This window comes from Paenibacillus sp. FSL H7-0940 (assembly GCF_037979415.1).
GTDB classification, from domain to species: domain Bacteria; phylum Bacillota; class Bacilli; order Paenibacillales; family Paenibacillaceae; genus Paenibacillus; species Paenibacillus amylolyticus.
Genome location: NZ_CP150280.1, coordinates 3,586,434 through 3,603,276, shown reverse-complemented (window position 1 = coordinate 3,603,276; position 16,843 = coordinate 3,586,434). Strand labels below are relative to the sequence as shown.

17 protein-coding genes are annotated in these 16,843 nt (G+C 45.6%); 15 read left to right on the top strand and 2 right to left on the bottom strand.

Going from position 1 to position 16,843, the window contains the following annotated elements:
• The first annotated feature begins 21 nt into the window (after positions 1-21).
• The 7 genes from sufD (at position 22) to MHB71_RS15750 (ending at position 7,253) form a co-directional block, all read left to right on the top strand.
• Positions 22-1,326, top strand: coding sequence for a Fe-S cluster assembly protein SufD (sufD, locus tag MHB71_RS15780; protein ID WP_036609929.1), 1,305 nt, complete (start codon positions 22-24; stop codon positions 1,324-1,326).
• Positions 1,323-2,543, top strand: a complete 1,221-nt coding sequence (locus MHB71_RS15775) for a cysteine desulfurase (RefSeq protein ID WP_047842300.1) — start codon at positions 1,323-1,325, stop codon at positions 2,541-2,543. Before sufD ends, MHB71_RS15775 begins: the two co-directional genes overlap by 4 nt.
• The gene (gene sufU, locus MHB71_RS15770; protein ID WP_017689537.1) at positions 2,533-2,964 is read left to right on the top strand and encodes a Fe-S cluster assembly sulfur transfer protein SufU; all 432 of its coding nucleotides are present in this window, start codon (positions 2,533-2,535) and stop codon (positions 2,962-2,964) included. The genes MHB71_RS15775 and sufU overlap by 11 nt, the downstream gene beginning before the upstream one ends.
• Positions 2,965-2,984: 20 nt before the next feature.
• A complete protein-coding gene (gene sufB / locus MHB71_RS15765; RefSeq protein ID WP_036669904.1) occupies positions 2,985-4,382 on the top strand; it encodes a Fe-S cluster assembly protein SufB in 1,398 nt (465 codons plus the stop codon).
• A 301-nt stretch (positions 4,383-4,683) separates the two neighbouring features.
• Positions 4,684-6,033, top strand: a complete 1,350-nt coding sequence (locus tag MHB71_RS15760) for a jacalin-like lectin (RefSeq protein ID WP_340026888.1) — start codon at positions 4,684-4,686, stop codon at positions 6,031-6,033.
• A gap of 209 nt (positions 6,034-6,242) precedes the next feature.
• A complete protein-coding gene (locus tag MHB71_RS15755) occupies positions 6,243-6,962 on the top strand; it encodes a M23 family metallopeptidase (RefSeq protein ID WP_340026887.1) in 720 nt (239 codons plus the stop codon).
• 150 nt (positions 6,963-7,112) lie between these two features.
• Positions 7,113-7,253 carry a hypothetical protein gene (locus tag MHB71_RS15750; protein WP_017689533.1) on the top strand — a complete coding sequence of 47 codons (141 nt, stop codon included), beginning with the start codon at positions 7,113-7,115 and terminating at the stop codon, positions 7,251-7,253.
• A 132-nt stretch (positions 7,254-7,385) separates the two neighbouring features.
• Here MHB71_RS15750 and MHB71_RS15745 read toward each other — a convergent pair whose 3' ends face one another.
• Together MHB71_RS15745 and MHB71_RS15740 are read right to left on the bottom strand one after the other, a co-directional pair.
• Positions 7,386-8,435, bottom strand: coding sequence for an HD-GYP domain-containing protein (locus MHB71_RS15745; protein ID WP_091014614.1), 1,050 nt, complete (start codon positions 8,433-8,435; stop codon positions 7,386-7,388).
• A 123-nt stretch (positions 8,436-8,558) separates the two neighbouring features.
• Positions 8,559-9,305: a molybdenum cofactor biosynthesis protein MoaE gene (locus tag MHB71_RS15740; RefSeq protein ID WP_340026886.1), complete on the bottom strand. Its 747-nt coding sequence runs from the start codon at positions 9,303-9,305 to the stop codon at positions 8,559-8,561.
• 120 nt (positions 9,306-9,425) lie between these two features.
• On the opposite strand from MHB71_RS15740, the gene MHB71_RS15735 reads away from it, so the two are divergent.
• The 8 genes from MHB71_RS15735 to MHB71_RS15700 all read left to right on the top strand — a co-directional run bounded on the left by MHB71_RS15735 (position 9,426) and on the right by MHB71_RS15700 (position 16,763).
• Positions 9,426-10,856 carry a 5'-nucleotidase C-terminal domain-containing protein gene (locus MHB71_RS15735; protein ID WP_340026885.1) on the top strand — a complete coding sequence of 477 codons (1,431 nt, stop codon included), beginning with the start codon at positions 9,426-9,428 and terminating at the stop codon, positions 10,854-10,856.
• A gap of 73 nt (positions 10,857-10,929) precedes the next feature.
• Positions 10,930-12,051, top strand: a complete 1,122-nt coding sequence (locus MHB71_RS15730) for an HD-GYP domain-containing protein (RefSeq protein ID WP_036669909.1) — start codon at positions 10,930-10,932, stop codon at positions 12,049-12,051.
• A 220-nt stretch (positions 12,052-12,271) separates the two neighbouring features.
• On the top strand, positions 12,272-13,408 hold the full coding sequence (gene yfkAB / locus MHB71_RS15725; RefSeq protein WP_340026883.1) for a radical SAM/CxCxxxxC motif protein YfkAB: 1,137 nt from the start codon (positions 12,272-12,274) through the stop codon (positions 13,406-13,408).
• 46 nt (positions 13,409-13,454) lie between these two features.
• Positions 13,455-14,807 carry a hemolysin family protein gene (locus MHB71_RS15720; protein ID WP_340026882.1) on the top strand — a complete coding sequence of 451 codons (1,353 nt, stop codon included), beginning with the start codon at positions 13,455-13,457 and terminating at the stop codon, positions 14,805-14,807.
• Positions 14,808-15,085: 278 nt separating this feature from the next.
• Positions 15,086-15,325: a spore coat associated protein CotJA gene (locus MHB71_RS15715; RefSeq protein WP_036609912.1), complete on the top strand. Its 240-nt coding sequence runs from the start codon at positions 15,086-15,088 to the stop codon at positions 15,323-15,325.
• On the top strand, positions 15,315-15,590 hold the full coding sequence (locus tag MHB71_RS15710) for a spore coat protein CotJB (protein WP_036609910.1): 276 nt from the start codon (positions 15,315-15,317) through the stop codon (positions 15,588-15,590). The genes MHB71_RS15715 and MHB71_RS15710 overlap by 11 nt, the downstream gene beginning before the upstream one ends.
• Before the next feature lie 102 nt (positions 15,591-15,692).
• Positions 15,693-16,262, top strand: a complete 570-nt coding sequence (locus MHB71_RS15705) for a manganese catalase family protein (RefSeq protein WP_076252342.1) — start codon at positions 15,693-15,695, stop codon at positions 16,260-16,262.
• Between the two features lie 192 nt (positions 16,263-16,454).
• Positions 16,455-16,763: a hypothetical protein gene (locus tag MHB71_RS15700; protein ID WP_076252340.1), complete on the top strand. Its 309-nt coding sequence runs from the start codon at positions 16,455-16,457 to the stop codon at positions 16,761-16,763.
• Positions 16,764-16,843: the final 80 nt, after the last annotated feature.

Sequence of the window (16,843 nt, the reverse complement as noted above, 5' to 3'; positions counted from 1 at the left end):
AAAACGGAGGAGGATTAATTAATGACTACACAAACAATTCTTCCGGTTGAATCTGAAGCGCTTCGCGCCTTGTCGGAAAGCAACAATGAACCCGGCTGGTTGACCGAACAGCGGCTCGAAGCTTTAAAGCTTGCGAGCGGGCTTGCGCTTCCTAAACTGGAAAAACAAAAAATCGAACGCTGGAATGTCAGCGAGTACGGAACATATAAAACAAGTGAAGCTATTTCTTCTTTGACAGAAGTACCTGCTTCTATCAAAGATCTGGTTCAGGATCAAGCTGAGGGCAGTCTGGTTATCCAGCGCAATTCCGGTACGGTATACTCCAAGGTGTCTGCTGATTTGGCAGCAAAAGGAGTTATCTTCACGGATCTGGCTACAGCGGTTCGCGAACATGGCGATCTGGTAAAACAATATCTGAACACAGCAGTGAAAGCGGATGAGCATTCCCTCGCTGCATTGCATGCGGCACTTTGGAATGGCGGGGTCTTCCTGTATGTTCCGAAAAATGTCGAAATCGAAGTACCACTGCAAGCAGTGTTGCTTACGGACGACGCATCTGCAACGTTCGCACCTCACGTGCTTGTAGTTGCAGAAGCAAACAGTTCAGTAACTTATGTTGATAACTATGTATCTGGCGAATTGTCCGCACCTGTTTTCCATAATGGAGTTGTGGAAGTATTCGCAAAATCTGGTGCTAAAGTACGTTTCGCATCGGTTCATCAACTGAGTGTGAATGTAACTGATGTTTCATTCCGTCGTGCAGTGTTGGAGAATGATGCTTCCATCGAGTGGATTGTAGGCGAAATGAACAATGGCGACACAGCGAGCAACACGATGACCGTGCTGAAAGGCAATGGATCAAGTTCTGATTCCAAAGTCATCGCTGTAGGTTCCGGTTCGCAGAAAATCAACTACACCACAGAAGCTCGTCACTTCGGTAAGAATACGCCAAGCCAGATGATTACACGTGCAGTTATGCGTGAAGAAGCTTCTGCAATCATCAACGGCATCACGAAGATTGAGAAAGGCGCTACCAAAGCTGATGGACAGCAGACAGAGAAAGTGTTGATGCTGAGCCCTAAAGCACGTGGAGACGCCAACCCAATCCTTCTTATTGACGAGGATGATGTAACAGCAGGTCACGCGGCTTCTGTTGGTCAAGTCAATGCCGAGCAGATTCATTACTTGATGTCGCGCGGAATTAACCGTACGGACGCCGAACGCCTGATCATCTATGGCTTCCTGGCTCCGGTGGTGGCGGATATTCCTCTGGAAGCACTGCGCACCCAATTGCAGTCCCTGATTGAGAAGAAGCTGGGACAATGAACCCGTCCATTCGCGAGCAGTTCCCGATCCTCCACCAGGAAATTAACGGACACCCGCTCGTATATTTAGATAGTGCTGCAACTTCACAGAAGCCTCATGCTGTGATCGAAGCAGTCAAACATTATTATGAGTATGAGAACTCCAACGTACACCGTGGTGTTCATACCCTTGGAAGCCGTGCAACGGACGCTTACGAAGGCGCACGGGAGAAGGTAGCCAAGTTTATCAATGCCCGCAGTACACAGGAGATTATCTTTACTCGCGGGACAACGACAGCCCTCAATCTGGTGGCTTCATCGTACGCCCGCGCCAATTGCAAAGAAGGCGATGAAATTGTTATCACGCAAATGGAGCACCATAGTAATCTGATTCCTTGGCAGCAGGTTGCCAAGGAGACAGGTGCAACATTGAAATACATTCCGCTTCAGCCTGACGGTCATATTGAATTGGCTGATGTTGAGAAGACGATTACGAACAATACTAAAATTGTAGCAATCGCTTATGTATCCAATGTTATGGGTCTGATCCATCCAGTGAAACAAATTGCTGAAATTGCACACCGCAATGGTGCTGTCATCGTTGTTGATGGCGCACAAAGCACACCTCACATGAAGGTGGACGTTCAGGATCTGGACTGTGATTTCTATGCATTATCCGGTCATAAAATGTGCGGACCAACCGGAATCGGTGCACTCTACGGCAAAAAGGCGCTGCTGGAGTCCATGGAACCCATTGAGTTCGGTGGTGAAATGATTGATGATGTGGGTCTGTACGAATCCAACTGGAAAGAGCTTCCCTGGAAGTTCGAAGGTGGAACCCCGATTATCGCAGGTGCGGTAGGGTTGGGAGCTGCCATTGATTTTCTGGAGCAGATTGGTATGGATGAGATCGCACATCATGAGAGTGTGCTGGCAGCTTATGCAACAGAACGACTGGCCGAGATCGATGGGTTAACCATCTATGGCCCAGCCAAGCGGCATGTGGGTGTTGTTACCTTTAATCTGGGGGATGTTCATCCGCATGATGTGGCAACCGTGCTGGATGCGAGTGGCGTAGCCATTCGTGCCGGACACCATTGCTGTCAACCGCTAATGCGCTGGCTTGAAGTTAGCTCAACAGCTCGTGCCAGCTTCTATCTATACAATAACGAACAAGATGTAGATCGGCTTGTCAGCGCCTTAATCCAGACAAAGGAGTATTTTGGCGATGCAACTTGATGATCTGTACAGACGTGTTATAATGGACCACTACAAAAACCCGCGTAACCGCGGAACATTTGATAATGACGCTGTCACGGTGAATTTGAACAATCCAACGTGCGGCGACCGGATTTCACTGCAAATTTTGCTGAAAGACGGAATCGTCCAGGAAGCCAAATATACGGGTGAAGGCTGCTCCATCAGCATGTCCTCTGCATCGATGATGACAGAGGCCGTCAAAGGCAAAACGATGGAACAAGCACTCGATATCGCTAACCGTTTTTCCTCACTGATGAAAGGTGAAGAAGTCGATTTCGACGATTATGAAGATCTCGAAGCCCTATCCGGTGTGAACAAGTTCCCTGCACGCATCAAATGTGCCACTCTGGCCTGGAATGCATTACGCAAAGGGATTGACGAAGAGAACAAAGTACAATAACGATAGGGAGGTAGAGCAAGATGGCTAAAAAAGCACCAGAAATGGAAGAGTACAAATATGGTTTTCGCGACGAGCACAAATCCATCTTTCAAACCGGTAAAGGTCTGACTGCAGAAGTGGTTACCGAGATTTCCAAGATTAAGAATGAACCGGAATGGATGTTGGAATTCCGTTTGAAATCCCTGAAACAATTCGAAAAGATGCCAATGCCGAAATGGGGCGGAGATCTCGACGGATTGGATTTCAATGAAATTCAGTATTATGTGCGTGCTTCTGAAAAACAAGGTAAAACATGGGAGGAAGTTCCTTCCGAAATCAAGGAAACCTTTGATAAATTGGGTATCCCTGAAGCAGAGCAAAAGTTCCTTGCAGGTGTATCGGCTCAGTATGAGTCCGAGGTTGTATATCACAACATGCAAAAGGAATTGGAAGACCAAGGTGTAATCTTCATGGATACGGACACGGCTCTCAGAGAGCATCCGGAAATCCTGCGTGAATATTTTGCAACAGTTATTCCACCAGCAGATAACAAATTTGCTGCATTGAATAGTGCGGTATGGTCTGGAGGAAGCTTCATCTACGTGCCTAAGGGCGTTAAATGTGAAGTGCCTCTGCAAGCCTACTTCCGAATTAACTCCGAGAATATGGGACAATTCGAGCGTACACTCATCATTGCGGACGAAGACAGCTTCGTTCACTATGTAGAGGGTTGTACAGCTCCAATCTACAGCACGAACTCACTGCATAGTGCGGTTGTTGAGATCATCTGTAAGAAAAATGCTCGTGTTCGTTACACAACGATTCAAAACTGGGCACCAAACATCTACAACCTCGTTACAAAACGTGCGGTTGCAGAAGAAAATGCAACGATGGAATGGGTCGATGGTAACATTGGTTCCAAACTGACGATGAAATATCCAGCGGTTGTACTGAAAGGCCGTGGAGCTAAAGGTTCCGTACTCTCCATCGCTGTAGCTGGTAAAAACCAGCATCAGGATGCAGGTGCGAAAATGATTCACTTGGCTCCGGATACAACATCTACGATCGTTTCCAAATCCATCAGTAAACATGGTGGTAAAGTAACGTACCGTGGTTTGGCTTCCTTTGGGCGTCAAGCTGAGGGCGCGAAATCCAACATCAAGTGTGATACACTCATTCTCGATAATGAGTCCACATCGGATACAATTCCTTACAATGAAATCATGAATGATAACATCATGCTGGAGCATGAAGCTACAGTATCCAAAGTGTCTGAGGATCAACTCTTCTACCTGATGAGCCGTGGTCTGACTGATGCAGAAGCAACACAGATGATTATCATGGGCTTCATTGAGCCATTCACGAAGGAATTGCCAATGGAATACGCCGTTGAGATGAATAGATTGATCAAGTTCGAAATGGAAGGTTCCATTGGTTAATCCAATGCAGCGCCTTTCGAAGCCGTAAAGCCGAAGCTAGTTGCTGATGTTAAGCGGTAGATATCGTTTTATGTGATCGAATACCCTCTAGAACAGACTTTTTAAAAAGTCTCTCTAGGGGGTATTTTTATTCAAAAAATCTGGGGATAACAGTGATCAGAAGGTTATTCTGTTATCGGAGTGGCAAGCGGAAATATTCTTTAGTTCAATTTGTATATTTACAAATGAATAGACCAGCGTTATTCTTCCATTAACGAATATTACATATATTTGAATAGATTCTAATATGAGGAGGGTTATGATGCGAAGAAGTATAGTTAAAAAAGGAGCAGCCTTGGTATTGTCTGCTGTTGTTGCCTTTACGAGCTCACCGTTATTTTTATCAACGGCGAGTGCAGCAGAAGATGGATCGGTATCGGGTTCATTCAACGTACTTAGTTACAATGTAGGTGGTCTTCCAGACCTGGTATCCAGCTCCAATCCCAAGGAGTACACCGTTCAGATTTCCCCAAAATTAAATGACTATGACATCATTAATGTGCAAGAGGATTTTAATTATCATAATGAGCTGATATCTCAGGTCACTCTGCCGTATTTGACGACAACAAGCGGAATTGCGGGTTTTGGTAGTGGGTTGAACAGTCTGTCCAAATATCCATTCCGTGACTTGAAACGTATTACCTGGGATAAGCGATCTGGTCTTTTTGACAATGGAAGTGATGAATTGACTCCAAAAGGATTTACAGCAGCTACATATGAGATCACACCTCAGGTAAAATTGGACGTGTACAACTTGCATGCGGACGCAGGTAGCGATGATAAATCGCTTGAGGCCAGACGAGATAATATCAGACAACTCTCCAATTACATAAAGGAGCACTCGGACGGGAACGCAGTTATCGTATTTGGGGATACCAATACACGGTACACCCGTGCCGCTGACAATATAGAGTTGCTCATGTCTGAGAATGGTTTAAGCGATCCGTGGATCGATTTGATTCGAGGTGGGAGTATTCCTGCTGATGGAGAAGCACTTATGGATGCAACCAATTTAAATGGACCCAACTATGAAATTGTCGACAAAATTTTGTATCGCGGAAGTAAAGCGTTGTCCCTTAATGCACAGAGCTTTCGGTTAGAAAATCAAACATTTGTTGACCCGAGTGGGAAGCAGCTCTCCGATCATTATCCGATTACAGCGGAATTTGTGTACAGCACATCTTCTCAGTACCAACTAAGTTCAACAATCGGAGGATCTGGAGGAAGTGGGTTTAATGATCTAAATCATATTCCGGAGTCCAGACCTAGTTCAGTGGTACTTAACTCGGGCAACCGTGTAGACGGCATTTCAATGCTGTACAGGGATGGAACGAACCTGGTACATGGTGGTCAATCCAACATTGCCACACTGAACCTGGCAGACGGAGAGTACTTAACCGAGGCAACAATTGGTCAGGGGACACGTAATGGAGATAAACGGATCTTTTACGTGGAGTTGTCCACCAATCTTGGAAATAAAGTTGAAGGCGGACAAAAGACCTCGGATCAAATCAAACTTGAGGCACCAGCGGGGTGGTACATTGCCGGATTTTATGGAAGAGCAGGACAGGAATTGGATCAGCTAGGCGTCATATACAGACCTCTGAATTAGAAGTGAGCAGTGGTTAAAATGGAATAATAATATATACATCTCATAGAGTGTTCATATTAGCACAGCACCGCTTGGAATATACGTTGGAGAGAGACCATAAGGTTTCCCTAATGATATTCTGAGCGGTATTTTTGTGGAATAAAATAAGACCAATAGCACAAGCCATTTCATAGATTTAAGCATTTAATGATAGAAAAGGATGTGAGTGTATGAGCGTGAACCCTTTCGAGGGATATCGGATTACAAGTTCATTCGGCTATCGAATTCATCCTATTCATGGTGGACAGACATTTCACCGCGGAATTGATCTCGTGACAGAGCCCTGGAATGGCCCCGTCTATGCCTTTATGGAAGGCAGGGTACGTTTTGCTTCCGAAGGAGTTACAGGCTCCGGATTCGGCGGTTACGGGCTTACAGTTGCCCTTCAAGATCATCGTGGCTACTTGCATTGTTATGCTCACCTTTCGCGGATTGCCGTAACCGTTGGGCAGCGGGTGAAGCGAGGCCAGCTTATCGGTAATCAGGGAAGCACGGGTCAGAGTACTGGCCCGCATGTACATTATGAGATTCGTAAAACAAGTACACCATCTTACGGGTATACAGCCAGCGAAGATGGTGTGACGGAACCGGGTGCGTATCTACAGGCCGAATACGGAACTGGATCTCAGGAACAGGAGGCTCCGCCGATGACCACTGAGCAGAAGAAAATGTTTGAAGCTATGCAGAAAACGCTGGAGATTCAAGGGGGATGGATTCAGCAACAGGAGCAACTTTCCAATATGGATTGTCCCGCATGGGCGCAGCAAGCATTTGATTATTATCGACCGTTTATTATGAATGACAAAGGCAGTTATGAATTTTGGAGATTACTTGTTATCATGTACCGCAAGGAAAAAAGCATCCAGGTTCATTCGGAGTCCGATATATAGATCCCTGCAAAGAACAGGGAGTAGCAAAAGGCTGATCCACTCAGGTAGATGCAGGCAGACAACCATTTATCGAATGTTGCCTGTTCGCCCGGTTCATTCCACCGGAAACGTCATATGTTAGGGTATACCTGATGAAGAGGAGGCAATCACATGAGCGAAGTAGGATATGGTTGTGGTGGCAACGTAGGCGGAGTAGGCGGCGTTGGTGGATACAATATGTTCACAAACACTGGTGCAATCTTGGTACTGTTCATTCTGTTGGTTATCATCACAAAAGCATTCTGTGTGTAATCCAACATGATCGAATCGGAATAGACAAAAGGGAAGCCGATTACGGCTTCCCTTTTGTCATATGCCAACCTATAAGTTGGTTATTTCAGTTACTATGGGGTTCATTGTAAACATGCTGTGTACAATGAACAGTTACTGTACATAAATCTCAACGATAGCAATATCTCTTTCTTTCGCTAAATCGATAAAGGCCGTAGAGGTCTGAACGAGTGGTCGGAAATAATCCGCAGGATTATTCATGACAATGAGTCCCGTCTGACCCGTGGTGAGCAGAACCCTTTTACCGATAAAATTAGGCAGCATGTGCTTGATCAGTTCCTGTGTTGCTTCAGCATTTAACTGACCAAAGCTGAGGCTGTACAGCTCACACAGAACAGAGATCAGTTCCTGTTTGGTCTGGTATACCCGATTCGTCGTCATGGCGCTGTAAACGTCTGCTACAGCAGTTATACGGGCATATGGGTGGATCTCGTCTCCTCGCAGTCCATGAGGATAACCACTTCCATCCTCGCGCTCATGATGTTGAAGTGCAACCATTGCCAGAATTTCATCCTGCGTGGATTCTTTAATGATATCGTACCCATAGAATGTGTGTTTCTTCATTTCGTCAAATTCTTCCGTAGTCAATTTACCAGGTTTATGTAAAATCTCAGAAGGAATCTTGGACTTGCCGATATCATGAAGATATCCTGCTTTGGCTACAGTTAGACATTCCTCGGGGTTGTAACCCATCCAGCCGGCGATATAAAAAGCGAGCATTCCGACTTGCAATGAATGGTTGTACGTATAATCGCTATCCCCGTCAAGCATAAGCAACAAGGAGACAACATCTTTTTGTTTTTCCAACTGTTCTGTTAGGGTAAACAAAATCTCATCGACCTGTGTCTCATCAATAAAACCCTTCTCCATCGCTTGTTGAAATAGAGATTCAGTACCTTTGATCGTATCGTTAAACAAGTTAGTTAACAGACGGGATTGATCGGAAGGTAAGGTTTGTGCATCAGAGTGTAGGTCGGATGTTGTGTGTTCTACATCTGCGTACTCGATTCCATGTTGCAACAGTTTGGATAGGTCATCTTCACTGAGGGTGGAACCTTTCATCAGCATGTGGAGACCCGAACTGTTGTATACATCATTTTTTAACAGGTCACCCGGTTTAAGATCAGTAACATGCACTCTCACGTATAAACCACCTTTTCTCGACTAATATCGACACATATAATTATAATAACAAGAAAAAAATGGGTTGACAACGACTTATTTACTATTAACCCACTCTATCTAAAAGGTGTAAAGGCTCATTATTTAGTTCTCCATGGGGTTCCATGGTCCTAATTGATGTCCCTTCCATTCAGATCCATCTTCCCAAATTTCCTTTTTCCAGATCGGAACGGTCTGTTTCAGTCTCTCTATGGCGTAACGGCTTGCATCATAACAGTCGTTGCGATGAGGCGAGGAAACAGCAATGACTACACTAATCTCTGCCACATCTACTTTGCCGATTCGGTGACTGATTGCACATAACACACCAGGCCAGCGATCCGAGATTTCCACACCAATGGCTGCCATCTGAGAAAGAGCCATCGGCACATAGGCCTCGTATTCAAGATGAACGGTGCGCTGTTCACCGGTCATTTCACGAGTCGTACCTACAAAAGTAAGAGCTGCCCCGTGATTCGGGGTAATCACTAGCTCCGTTGTTGCTTCCACGGACAAAGTGGATTCTGTAATTAGAAATAAGCCATCTTCAGTCCGATGCTCTGGAACGGTAGAGCGAAGCTGTTCATCGGAAATATCCGTACCATCACCTCCAGAGACGGGAGGGATCAACGCAAGTTCATCTTCTGAGCTAAGTATAGTATCGGCAGGAGCGTACTGCTGGTTAACTGCCAAAAAAGATGTCCTTATCTGAGAAGCTGCCTCCGGGTAGGCCAGTCCCAATTTTTCTTTTAAATCGGCAGCGGTTGGAATGTCTCCAATGTACTCAAACTCCAGAAGGGATGTATTTAAACGTTCTGCAATGCCTGCAAATAGTTGAATTGTCAATTTCATAGATATGACTCACCTCTTTTTGATCTCTAAACCCTATAAATATATCATAACGACGCGGAAAATGTTATGCTTATCCATTAGAAGAATGAACGTTTATTGAAGAGCAGGGGAGGCGGTGTGATGAGCACCAGGGAGAAGCAAACGTTAACGATTCTGCACACCAACGACATTCATAGCCACTTCGGCTCCATGAGCACCATCGCCGCTATGATCAATGAGGAACGTGACCAAGGTGGCAACTTCCTTGTATTGGATATCGGCGATCATATGGACCGGATGGCCGTTGAGACAGAAGGGACGCTGGGGACGGCTAATGTTGATGTTATTAACCTGACGGGCTACGATGCCATTACAATCGGTAACAACGAAGGACTAACCTTTACGCCAGATCAGCTCTCACAGTCCTACGCTGGACTTCTGTGTCCTGTGGTATGCAGCAATGTTGTGGAGCAAGATACTGGACTTGCGCCAGTGTGGATGAAACCTTCTCTGATTGTGGAGAAAGGTCCATTTCGCGTTGGTCTGCTGGGGGCAACGGCCCCTTTTACCACGTTCTACGAATTGCTCGGGTGGGATGTTCTGGACCCTGTGGAGTCATTAAGAGCTCAAGTGGAAGCATTACGTGATGAAGTGGATGTGGTGGTTATTCTTTCACATCTGGGGCTTTCGACAGATCGGAGACTGGCAGAGCAGATTACTGGAATTGATGTTATTCTCGGTGGACATACCCATCATGTTCTCGAAGAACCTTTAGTCATTGGTCAGACCGTGCTGGGTGCAGCTGGGAAATTTGGCCAATGGCTTGGGAAAGTGATTCTGGAACGAACAAGTGTGGGAGAACCTCTCCAACTGGTAAGTAGCGGTTGTATGGCTGCCAAGAGTATATTACTGGATGATCAGGTCGCACTGGCAATCGCTACGAATCGTACGGAGGCTGAAAGGACACTCAATCAGACGGCAGTGATAACGGATCGGGTGCTGCCCATCGCGTATGACCGGGAATCCTCGTTTGCTACCTTGCTTGCACAAGCTGTTCGTCATTTCACGGGGGCACAGCTGTCTCTGGTGAATGCTGGTCAGCTTCTCGGAGAGCTTCCACAAGGTAATATTACAAAAGGAATGTTGCATTCCCTATGTCCATCTCCTATAAATGCTTGTACAATATGCTTGAGTGGAAGTCATATTCGTGAAGCACTTGAGCAGTCCTTGTTGGACGAGTTTTCAGGTAAGCCCATTGTGGGATTTGGTTTTCGTGGTCATATTCTAGGCACGTTATGTATGGACGGAATGGAAGTTCAATACAATCCAGATGCGCCAGCCTATGAGAAGATCCAGGCCATATCCATCAATGGAGAGCCTATGGACGAACAATGTGAGTATATCGTTGGAACACTGGACATGTTTACGTTCAATGTGGGGTATCCTCCTCTTGCTCATGGAACCCGTACGCTCTATCATCTTCCGGAATTCATACGAGATTTGCTGGAAACGGAAATAAAACGACCAGGGGCTCTGGACGACAGCCTGCGAGCCCGCTGGCATCAAAGCTAAATTTAAAGTGCTCGCCTTCTGCTGAAGCGGCGGCTAGTGGTAATTACATCTACGGAGCGGGAGAGGATAGGCTGTGCGTTTAGTACATATAAACTTATTGCAGCCTGGCATGAAGCTGGGGAAACGTATTTATAGTGAAGAAGGCCTTGTATTACTTAGTGAGGATGTAGAGCTAACCAGTCGATTGATTGGACGCCTTAAGGATCTCGGAGTCGGTTATGTGTATATTAAAGATGCTGCGACAGAGGACATCATTGTTCCTGAAATGTTGCAGGAAGAGACCCGAAGGAAGGCACTGGTAGAGATCAAACAGCAATTTCAGAGCATGTCGGGAATGAAAACGAAGAATCGGATTCCTCATTTCGGTAAAGCGCTTAGTGGTGTGATGAATGCGATTCTGGAAGACATCGGCAGTCAGAAGGAAGCCATGATTATGCTGATGGACATGAACTCCAGTGATTTTGACCTGTATAATCATTCGCTGAATGTATGTGTGTATACACTGGTTCTTGGTGTCGCTTCGGGTTACACACGCCAGCAATTAATGGAGATTGGTCTGGGTGCCTTATTGCATGATATTGGCAAGACACAGATTGCACCAGAAATTCTGCATAAGCCTTCCAGATTAAGTGACGAGGAATTTAAAATCATTCAGCAGCACACTACATATGGACATCGTATTCTCAAAGACGAACCAGGTATACCGCTTCTATCTGCACATTGTGCATTGCAGCACCATGAGCGAATTGATGGCAGCGGATATCCCTTTGGGCTGAAGGATAAAGAGATTCATGAGTATGCCAAGTGGATTGCGCTTGCTGATTCGTATGATGCCATGACAACGAATCGAGTCTACAAGCAAGCCTTGCTGCCACATCAGGCCGTAGAGGTGCTGTATACGGGCTCAGGAACACTTTATGAACAACGAATGCTGGAGAGATTCAGGGATTGTGTAGCGATCTACCCCGTGGGTCTATCGGTCACGCTCAGTACGGGAGAGGTTGGGGTGGTCGCAGCGATTCATCCACGTGTTCCTCAACGTCCACTTATCCGGGTGCTCAAGGATGCCGACGGCCAGACCTTATCTTCGCCCTACGAAATTAACCTGTCTACAGCACTGTCTGTGATGATCACAGGTGTAGAGGGTCTGGAGGATACACCTTCATCTGCCCAAAGTGAACGGTTGGAAAGCTGAACAAGCTTAGAAATGATTAGCGCTCATGTCGTAATATCGGGGCCGTTTCGTGATTCGGCCCGGAGTTACCTGAGTGTTTTTTGTCATGTAATGGACAGGGTCTACGTATGCCGGAGCATTCAAAATTGTGCTATGATAAAAGATAACTCCAAAAAGAGAAACACAAGGTATGATGTAAATAAAACTTTTTAGGTTAATAAAAGGAATAAGGTGAAGAACAATGACCATGCTAAACTCAGGATCGGTACAACCGATGCCTTTATCTCCGACGAATGATCCGTGGGATCCGATTGGCTCTCTGCGTACATATGGACGCCATGTGTTGACCAGTGTAGAAATGACTGTGACACATCTGTGCAACATGCGGTGTGAGCACTGTGCCGTAGGAGATATGCTTACGATGCGTGAAGCGCCGGCTCTTCCATTACCGCTGATGCTGAAACGATTGGATGAAGTGGAGCATCTGCAGACGATTAGTCTGACGGGTGGCGAGCCAAGCTTTAGCCAGAAAACAGTAGATGAGATGATCATCCCGCTGCTCAAATATGCCAAGGAACGTGGAATTCGTTCCCAGATCAATTCGAATTTAACGCTGGATATCAGCCGATATGAGCAACTTTTGCCGTATCTGGACGTTATGCATATCTCATTCAACTACCTGAATGCTGACGATTTCCATCAAGTCGGATTTGCGAATAGTGGCAGAACTGTGAAACGTGAAGTCGCGGTGAAGATGTATGAGAAAATGATTGAAAATTCCCGCAAATTAAGTGAAGCAGGCATGTTTATCTCTGCCGAGTCCATGATTAACTTCCGTACACACGACAAGCTGGATGGTATTCATCAATTGATTCGTGAGATGGGCTGTGTTCGTCACGAAGTGCATCCAATGTATAATTCGAACTTTGCTTCGTCGTTGCCCGTGTTATCACTGGACCATATGAGAGCAGCGATACATCGTTTGCTTGATGCACGTGACAAAGATATGTGGATGCTCTTTGGTACTCTTCCATTCTTCGCGTGCAGTGCTGCAGAGCAGGATCGAGAACTGATCAATCGACTATACAGCGAACCAAATGTGACGGTGCGTAATGATCCGGACGGACGCAATCGCGTTAACGTCAACATGTTTACGGGCAATGTATATGTGACGGATTTTGCGGACATCCCGGCGTTTGGCAACATTCGTGATCGTAAACTGGATGATGTGTTCCATGAATGGTCAGCTGAACATCCGTTGAATCAAACGGTCAATTGCCATTGCGATATCGCATCCTGTTGCGGACCAAACCTGCTGGTGGCAGATATGTATTACAAGGGTGTGGATTTCAAATCGAGAAAGGCAATCACACGTTGATATTCCAGGTGTATTCCTGAAATAGATAGAAAAGGGGAGTTTCAACTTGGATATTCATACCGAATTTCATCTTGGGCAGCTGGTATTTAATCTGGTCTGTGTCTTTTTGCTCGTATTTTTGAATGGCGTATTTGTCGCAGCGGAATTTTCGCTTGTGAAAGTAAGGCAGACACGCTTAACTCAATTGCAGAGTGAAGGAAATCGTATGGCGGGTTATGCACTGAAGGTGAATAGTAAACTGGATTCCTATCTATCGGCAACTCAGTTCGGGATTACGCTGACATCGCTTGGACTCGGGTGGCTGGGAGAACCGGCCATCTCCGAATTGCTCGTTGAGCCACTCATGTTTAAACTTGGTGTAGGAGATACAGGGCTTATTTCGACCGTGTCGGTCATTATCGGTTTTTGTATCATTACGTTTCTGCATATTGTGCTGGGTGAGCTTGCACCTAAATCGTTGGCAATTCAAAAAACAGACGGAGTGGCATTGTTTTTATCTGCGCCCTTGCTGTTGTTCTACAAAATCTTTTTCCCGTTCATCTGGGTACTGAATGTATCGGCCAATGCATTGCTGCGTCTGGCGGGTATCGAACCTGCCAGTGAAGGCGAAGCTCACTCGGAAGATGAACTTCGTATTCTGATGAAGCAGAGTGCCAAAAGTGGTGTCATCGATAAAGATGAGATCAAACTGATGGACAACATCTTTGATTTCTCCGATATGCTGGCACGTGAAGTGATGCTGCCACGTACAGACATGGATTGTCTGTACACACATATGTCTTTGGAAGAGAACCTGGAGATTATTAATGCAACCAAACATTCCCGGTATCCCGTAGCAGTAGAAGACAAGGATGAGATCATTGGATTTATACACATCACCGATCTGTTGCTGGCTAAACCGGAGCAACAACATGATCTGGCTTCACTTGTCCGTCCAATCTTAAACGTTCCTGAATCGATGGAAATCAGCCATGTGCTGCGTCTCATGCAGAAGAAACATTCACAGATGACGCTGGTTGTGGATGAATATGGTGGCACAGCTGGATTGTTAACTGCGGAAGAAATTCTGGAAGAGATCGTTGGAGACTTGTATGACGAGTTTGAGGACGAGCGTCCGCATATGGAACGGAGTGGAGATTCATTTTCCGTTGATGGTCGTTCGCTTATTGAAGAAGTTCATAAGTGGACCGGAGCCATCATTGAGGATGAAGAAGTGGATACCATTGGCGGATGGCTGTTTAAAGAGCTTGGAGGTAGTCCAGCCAAGGGCAAAACTCGGGAGCTGAATGGATACGTCTTTGAAGTGGAGGAGTCCACTCGTTTGCGAATTACCCGGGTTCGAGTGTACAAGAAATCTGTCCCTCAAGACATGAATTCGGAAGAAAATCCAGCAGAATAGAACTCGTTGCAGGAGTAAGATAAGACGAGCAAAAGTATGAAATGATGCAGATTACGAAGATCTGCCAGGATGTAAGACCTTTGGACGTTACCTGAAAGGGGAACGAACCGAAGGTCTTTTTTTATTTTAAAGAAGAATTTGGAGAAATTCTGCACATAGTTGAAACGAATTTCGGATTAACTTCGGGGACAGCGTCATATGGATATAGAGACGGGAAGCGGGAAAGAACTCAGTGTTATTCAATATGCACCAACGATGTAATAAGGAGGCGTTGTTTTGTGAAAGATCCGCAGCTTCGTGCTTACGCCCCTTTTGTGGGGCCGTTTGATCCTTGTCCGCCGGTAGCGATTCGGACGTATCTGGTACCTCCGCAGTTATTTATTCCATTTCAGCCCATGGGCTGGCCGCAGTACAGCCCGGCAGAAGCGTTGAGATTGGGAACCTTATGGCCTGCATTATACAGCCCTTATACACCAGCTAGATCAAAGGGAAGGAAGGTGGAAGTGGATGGAACCTGAAGTGCCGAAACCCTGTGACGCTAAATACTACGAATTGCTTGAAGAACTTCAGGCGCTGGATTTCGTGTTAGTGGAACTGAATCTGTACCTGGACACCCATCCGGGAGACTTCCAAAGCATTGAGCAGTACAACAAGTTCAGCCAGGAGCGAATGCGGGTAGCCCATGAATTTCAGCAGTTGTACGGACCGTTGATGAACTTTGGGCATGCCTTCTCCAAGTATCCGTGGGAATGGTCTCAGACACCTTGGCCATGGCAAGTGTGACAACAGCAGCAGCCTCGGGTTTCCTTGCAAGACTATAAAGTTCGGGAAGCTCGGGGGCTGAAGAAGGGGCATTTTTTGATAACATAGAGGGAGGCGTCTGGCATGTGGGTGTATGAGAAAAAACTGCAATACCCCGTAAGGGTTAGTAAATGTGATCCTCATATGGCGAAATTGCTGGCGGAGCAATACGGAGGAGCGGATGGGGAACTCGCGGCGGCACTGCGGTATTTGAACCAGCGATATACGATTCCGGACAAAATTATCGGGCTATTGACAGATATAGGAACTGAGGAATTCGCTCATCTCGAAATGATTGCCACCATGATCTATAAGCTGACAAAGGACGCTTCGGTAGAACAGTTGCAAGAAGCGGGACTTGGGCCGAACTATGCGCAGCGTGACTCTGCCTTGTTTTATACGAATTCATCAGGAGTACCATTTACAGCAGCTTATATCGCTTCAAAGGGTGACCCGATCGCAGATTTGTACGAGGACATTGCAGCAGAAGAGAAAGCCAGGGCTACATATCAATGGTTGATTGACCTGACCGATGACGTGGATCTGCAGGATAGTCTGAAGTTTCTGCGGGAACGGGAGATTGTGCATTCCTTACGTTTCCGGGAGGCCGTGGAGATTCTGAAAGACGATCGGGATACGAAGAAGATATTTTGAACGTTTGGTATAAGGCAGAAGTCTGGCAGTCCATAAGGGCTGCCTTTTTGTATGAAAGGATCATATTATGAAAGGATTAATTTTAAAATAAAATTACATATAATTATATAATTTACAAATATTGTTGTAAAATACACTCGAATACTATACAATGAAATAGTAGTTAAAAATTCTATTTAGGAGATGATCATTTTGAGACTTAGTAAAGTTCTTATGTTGACTGCATGTTCCTTTATTCTGACCACTTCCATTTCAAGTGCAGGCGTGTCTGCGGCAAATATTCAACCGAATACTAGTGCAAGTGTATCAAACGTAGTAGCTGCTAAGCTTGAAAGCAGATTTGTATCTGTAGTGAATTATTACGCTGTAGGTTCTGGAGTACCGCAATATCTTACGAATTATCAGACGAGTGACGGTTATGTTGGAACCTTGGTGTTGGTTAGTTATAATACTGTGAATGGAACAGTTGCTGCAAGATACGAAGGGACCGTTTATAGATAATCAGAAATCGTAGATTAAACTTACAGGTAAAGTTCGTATAACAACGTTTTAAAATTTTTATTTAAAAAAAGTAGCAGTTC

Excerpts from the sequence above, each read along its gene's own strand:
- sufD (WP_036609929.1), top strand. The coding sequence starts at position 22 with ATGACTACACAAACAATTCTTCCGGTTGAATCTGAAGCGCTTCGCGCC.
- MHB71_RS15775 (WP_047842300.1), top strand. The coding sequence starts at position 1,323 with ATGAACCCGTCCATTCGCGAGCAGTTCCCGATCCTCCACCAGGAAATT.
- sufU (WP_017689537.1), top strand. The coding sequence starts at position 2,533 with ATGCAACTTGATGATCTGTACAGACGTGTTATAATGGACCACTACAAA.
- sufB (WP_036669904.1), top strand. The coding sequence starts at position 2,985 with ATGGCTAAAAAAGCACCAGAAATGGAAGAGTACAAATATGGTTTTCGC.
- MHB71_RS15760 (WP_340026888.1), top strand. The coding sequence starts at position 4,684 with ATGCGAAGAAGTATAGTTAAAAAAGGAGCAGCCTTGGTATTGTCTGCT.
- MHB71_RS15755 (WP_340026887.1), top strand. The coding sequence starts at position 6,243 with ATGAGCGTGAACCCTTTCGAGGGATATCGGATTACAAGTTCATTCGGC.
- MHB71_RS15750 (WP_017689533.1), top strand. The coding sequence starts at position 7,113 with ATGAGCGAAGTAGGATATGGTTGTGGTGGCAACGTAGGCGGAGTAGGC.
- MHB71_RS15740 (WP_340026886.1), bottom strand. The coding sequence starts at position 9,305 with ATGAAATTGACAATTCAACTATTTGCAGGCATTGCAGAACGTTTAAAT.
- MHB71_RS15735 (WP_340026885.1), top strand. The coding sequence starts at position 9,426 with ATGAGCACCAGGGAGAAGCAAACGTTAACGATTCTGCACACCAACGAC.
- yfkAB (WP_340026883.1), top strand. The coding sequence starts at position 12,272 with ATGACCATGCTAAACTCAGGATCGGTACAACCGATGCCTTTATCTCCG.
- MHB71_RS15710 (WP_036609910.1), top strand. The coding sequence starts at position 15,315 with ATGGAACCTGAAGTGCCGAAACCCTGTGACGCTAAATACTACGAATTG.
- MHB71_RS15705 (WP_076252342.1), top strand. The coding sequence starts at position 15,693 with ATGTGGGTGTATGAGAAAAAACTGCAATACCCCGTAAGGGTTAGTAAA.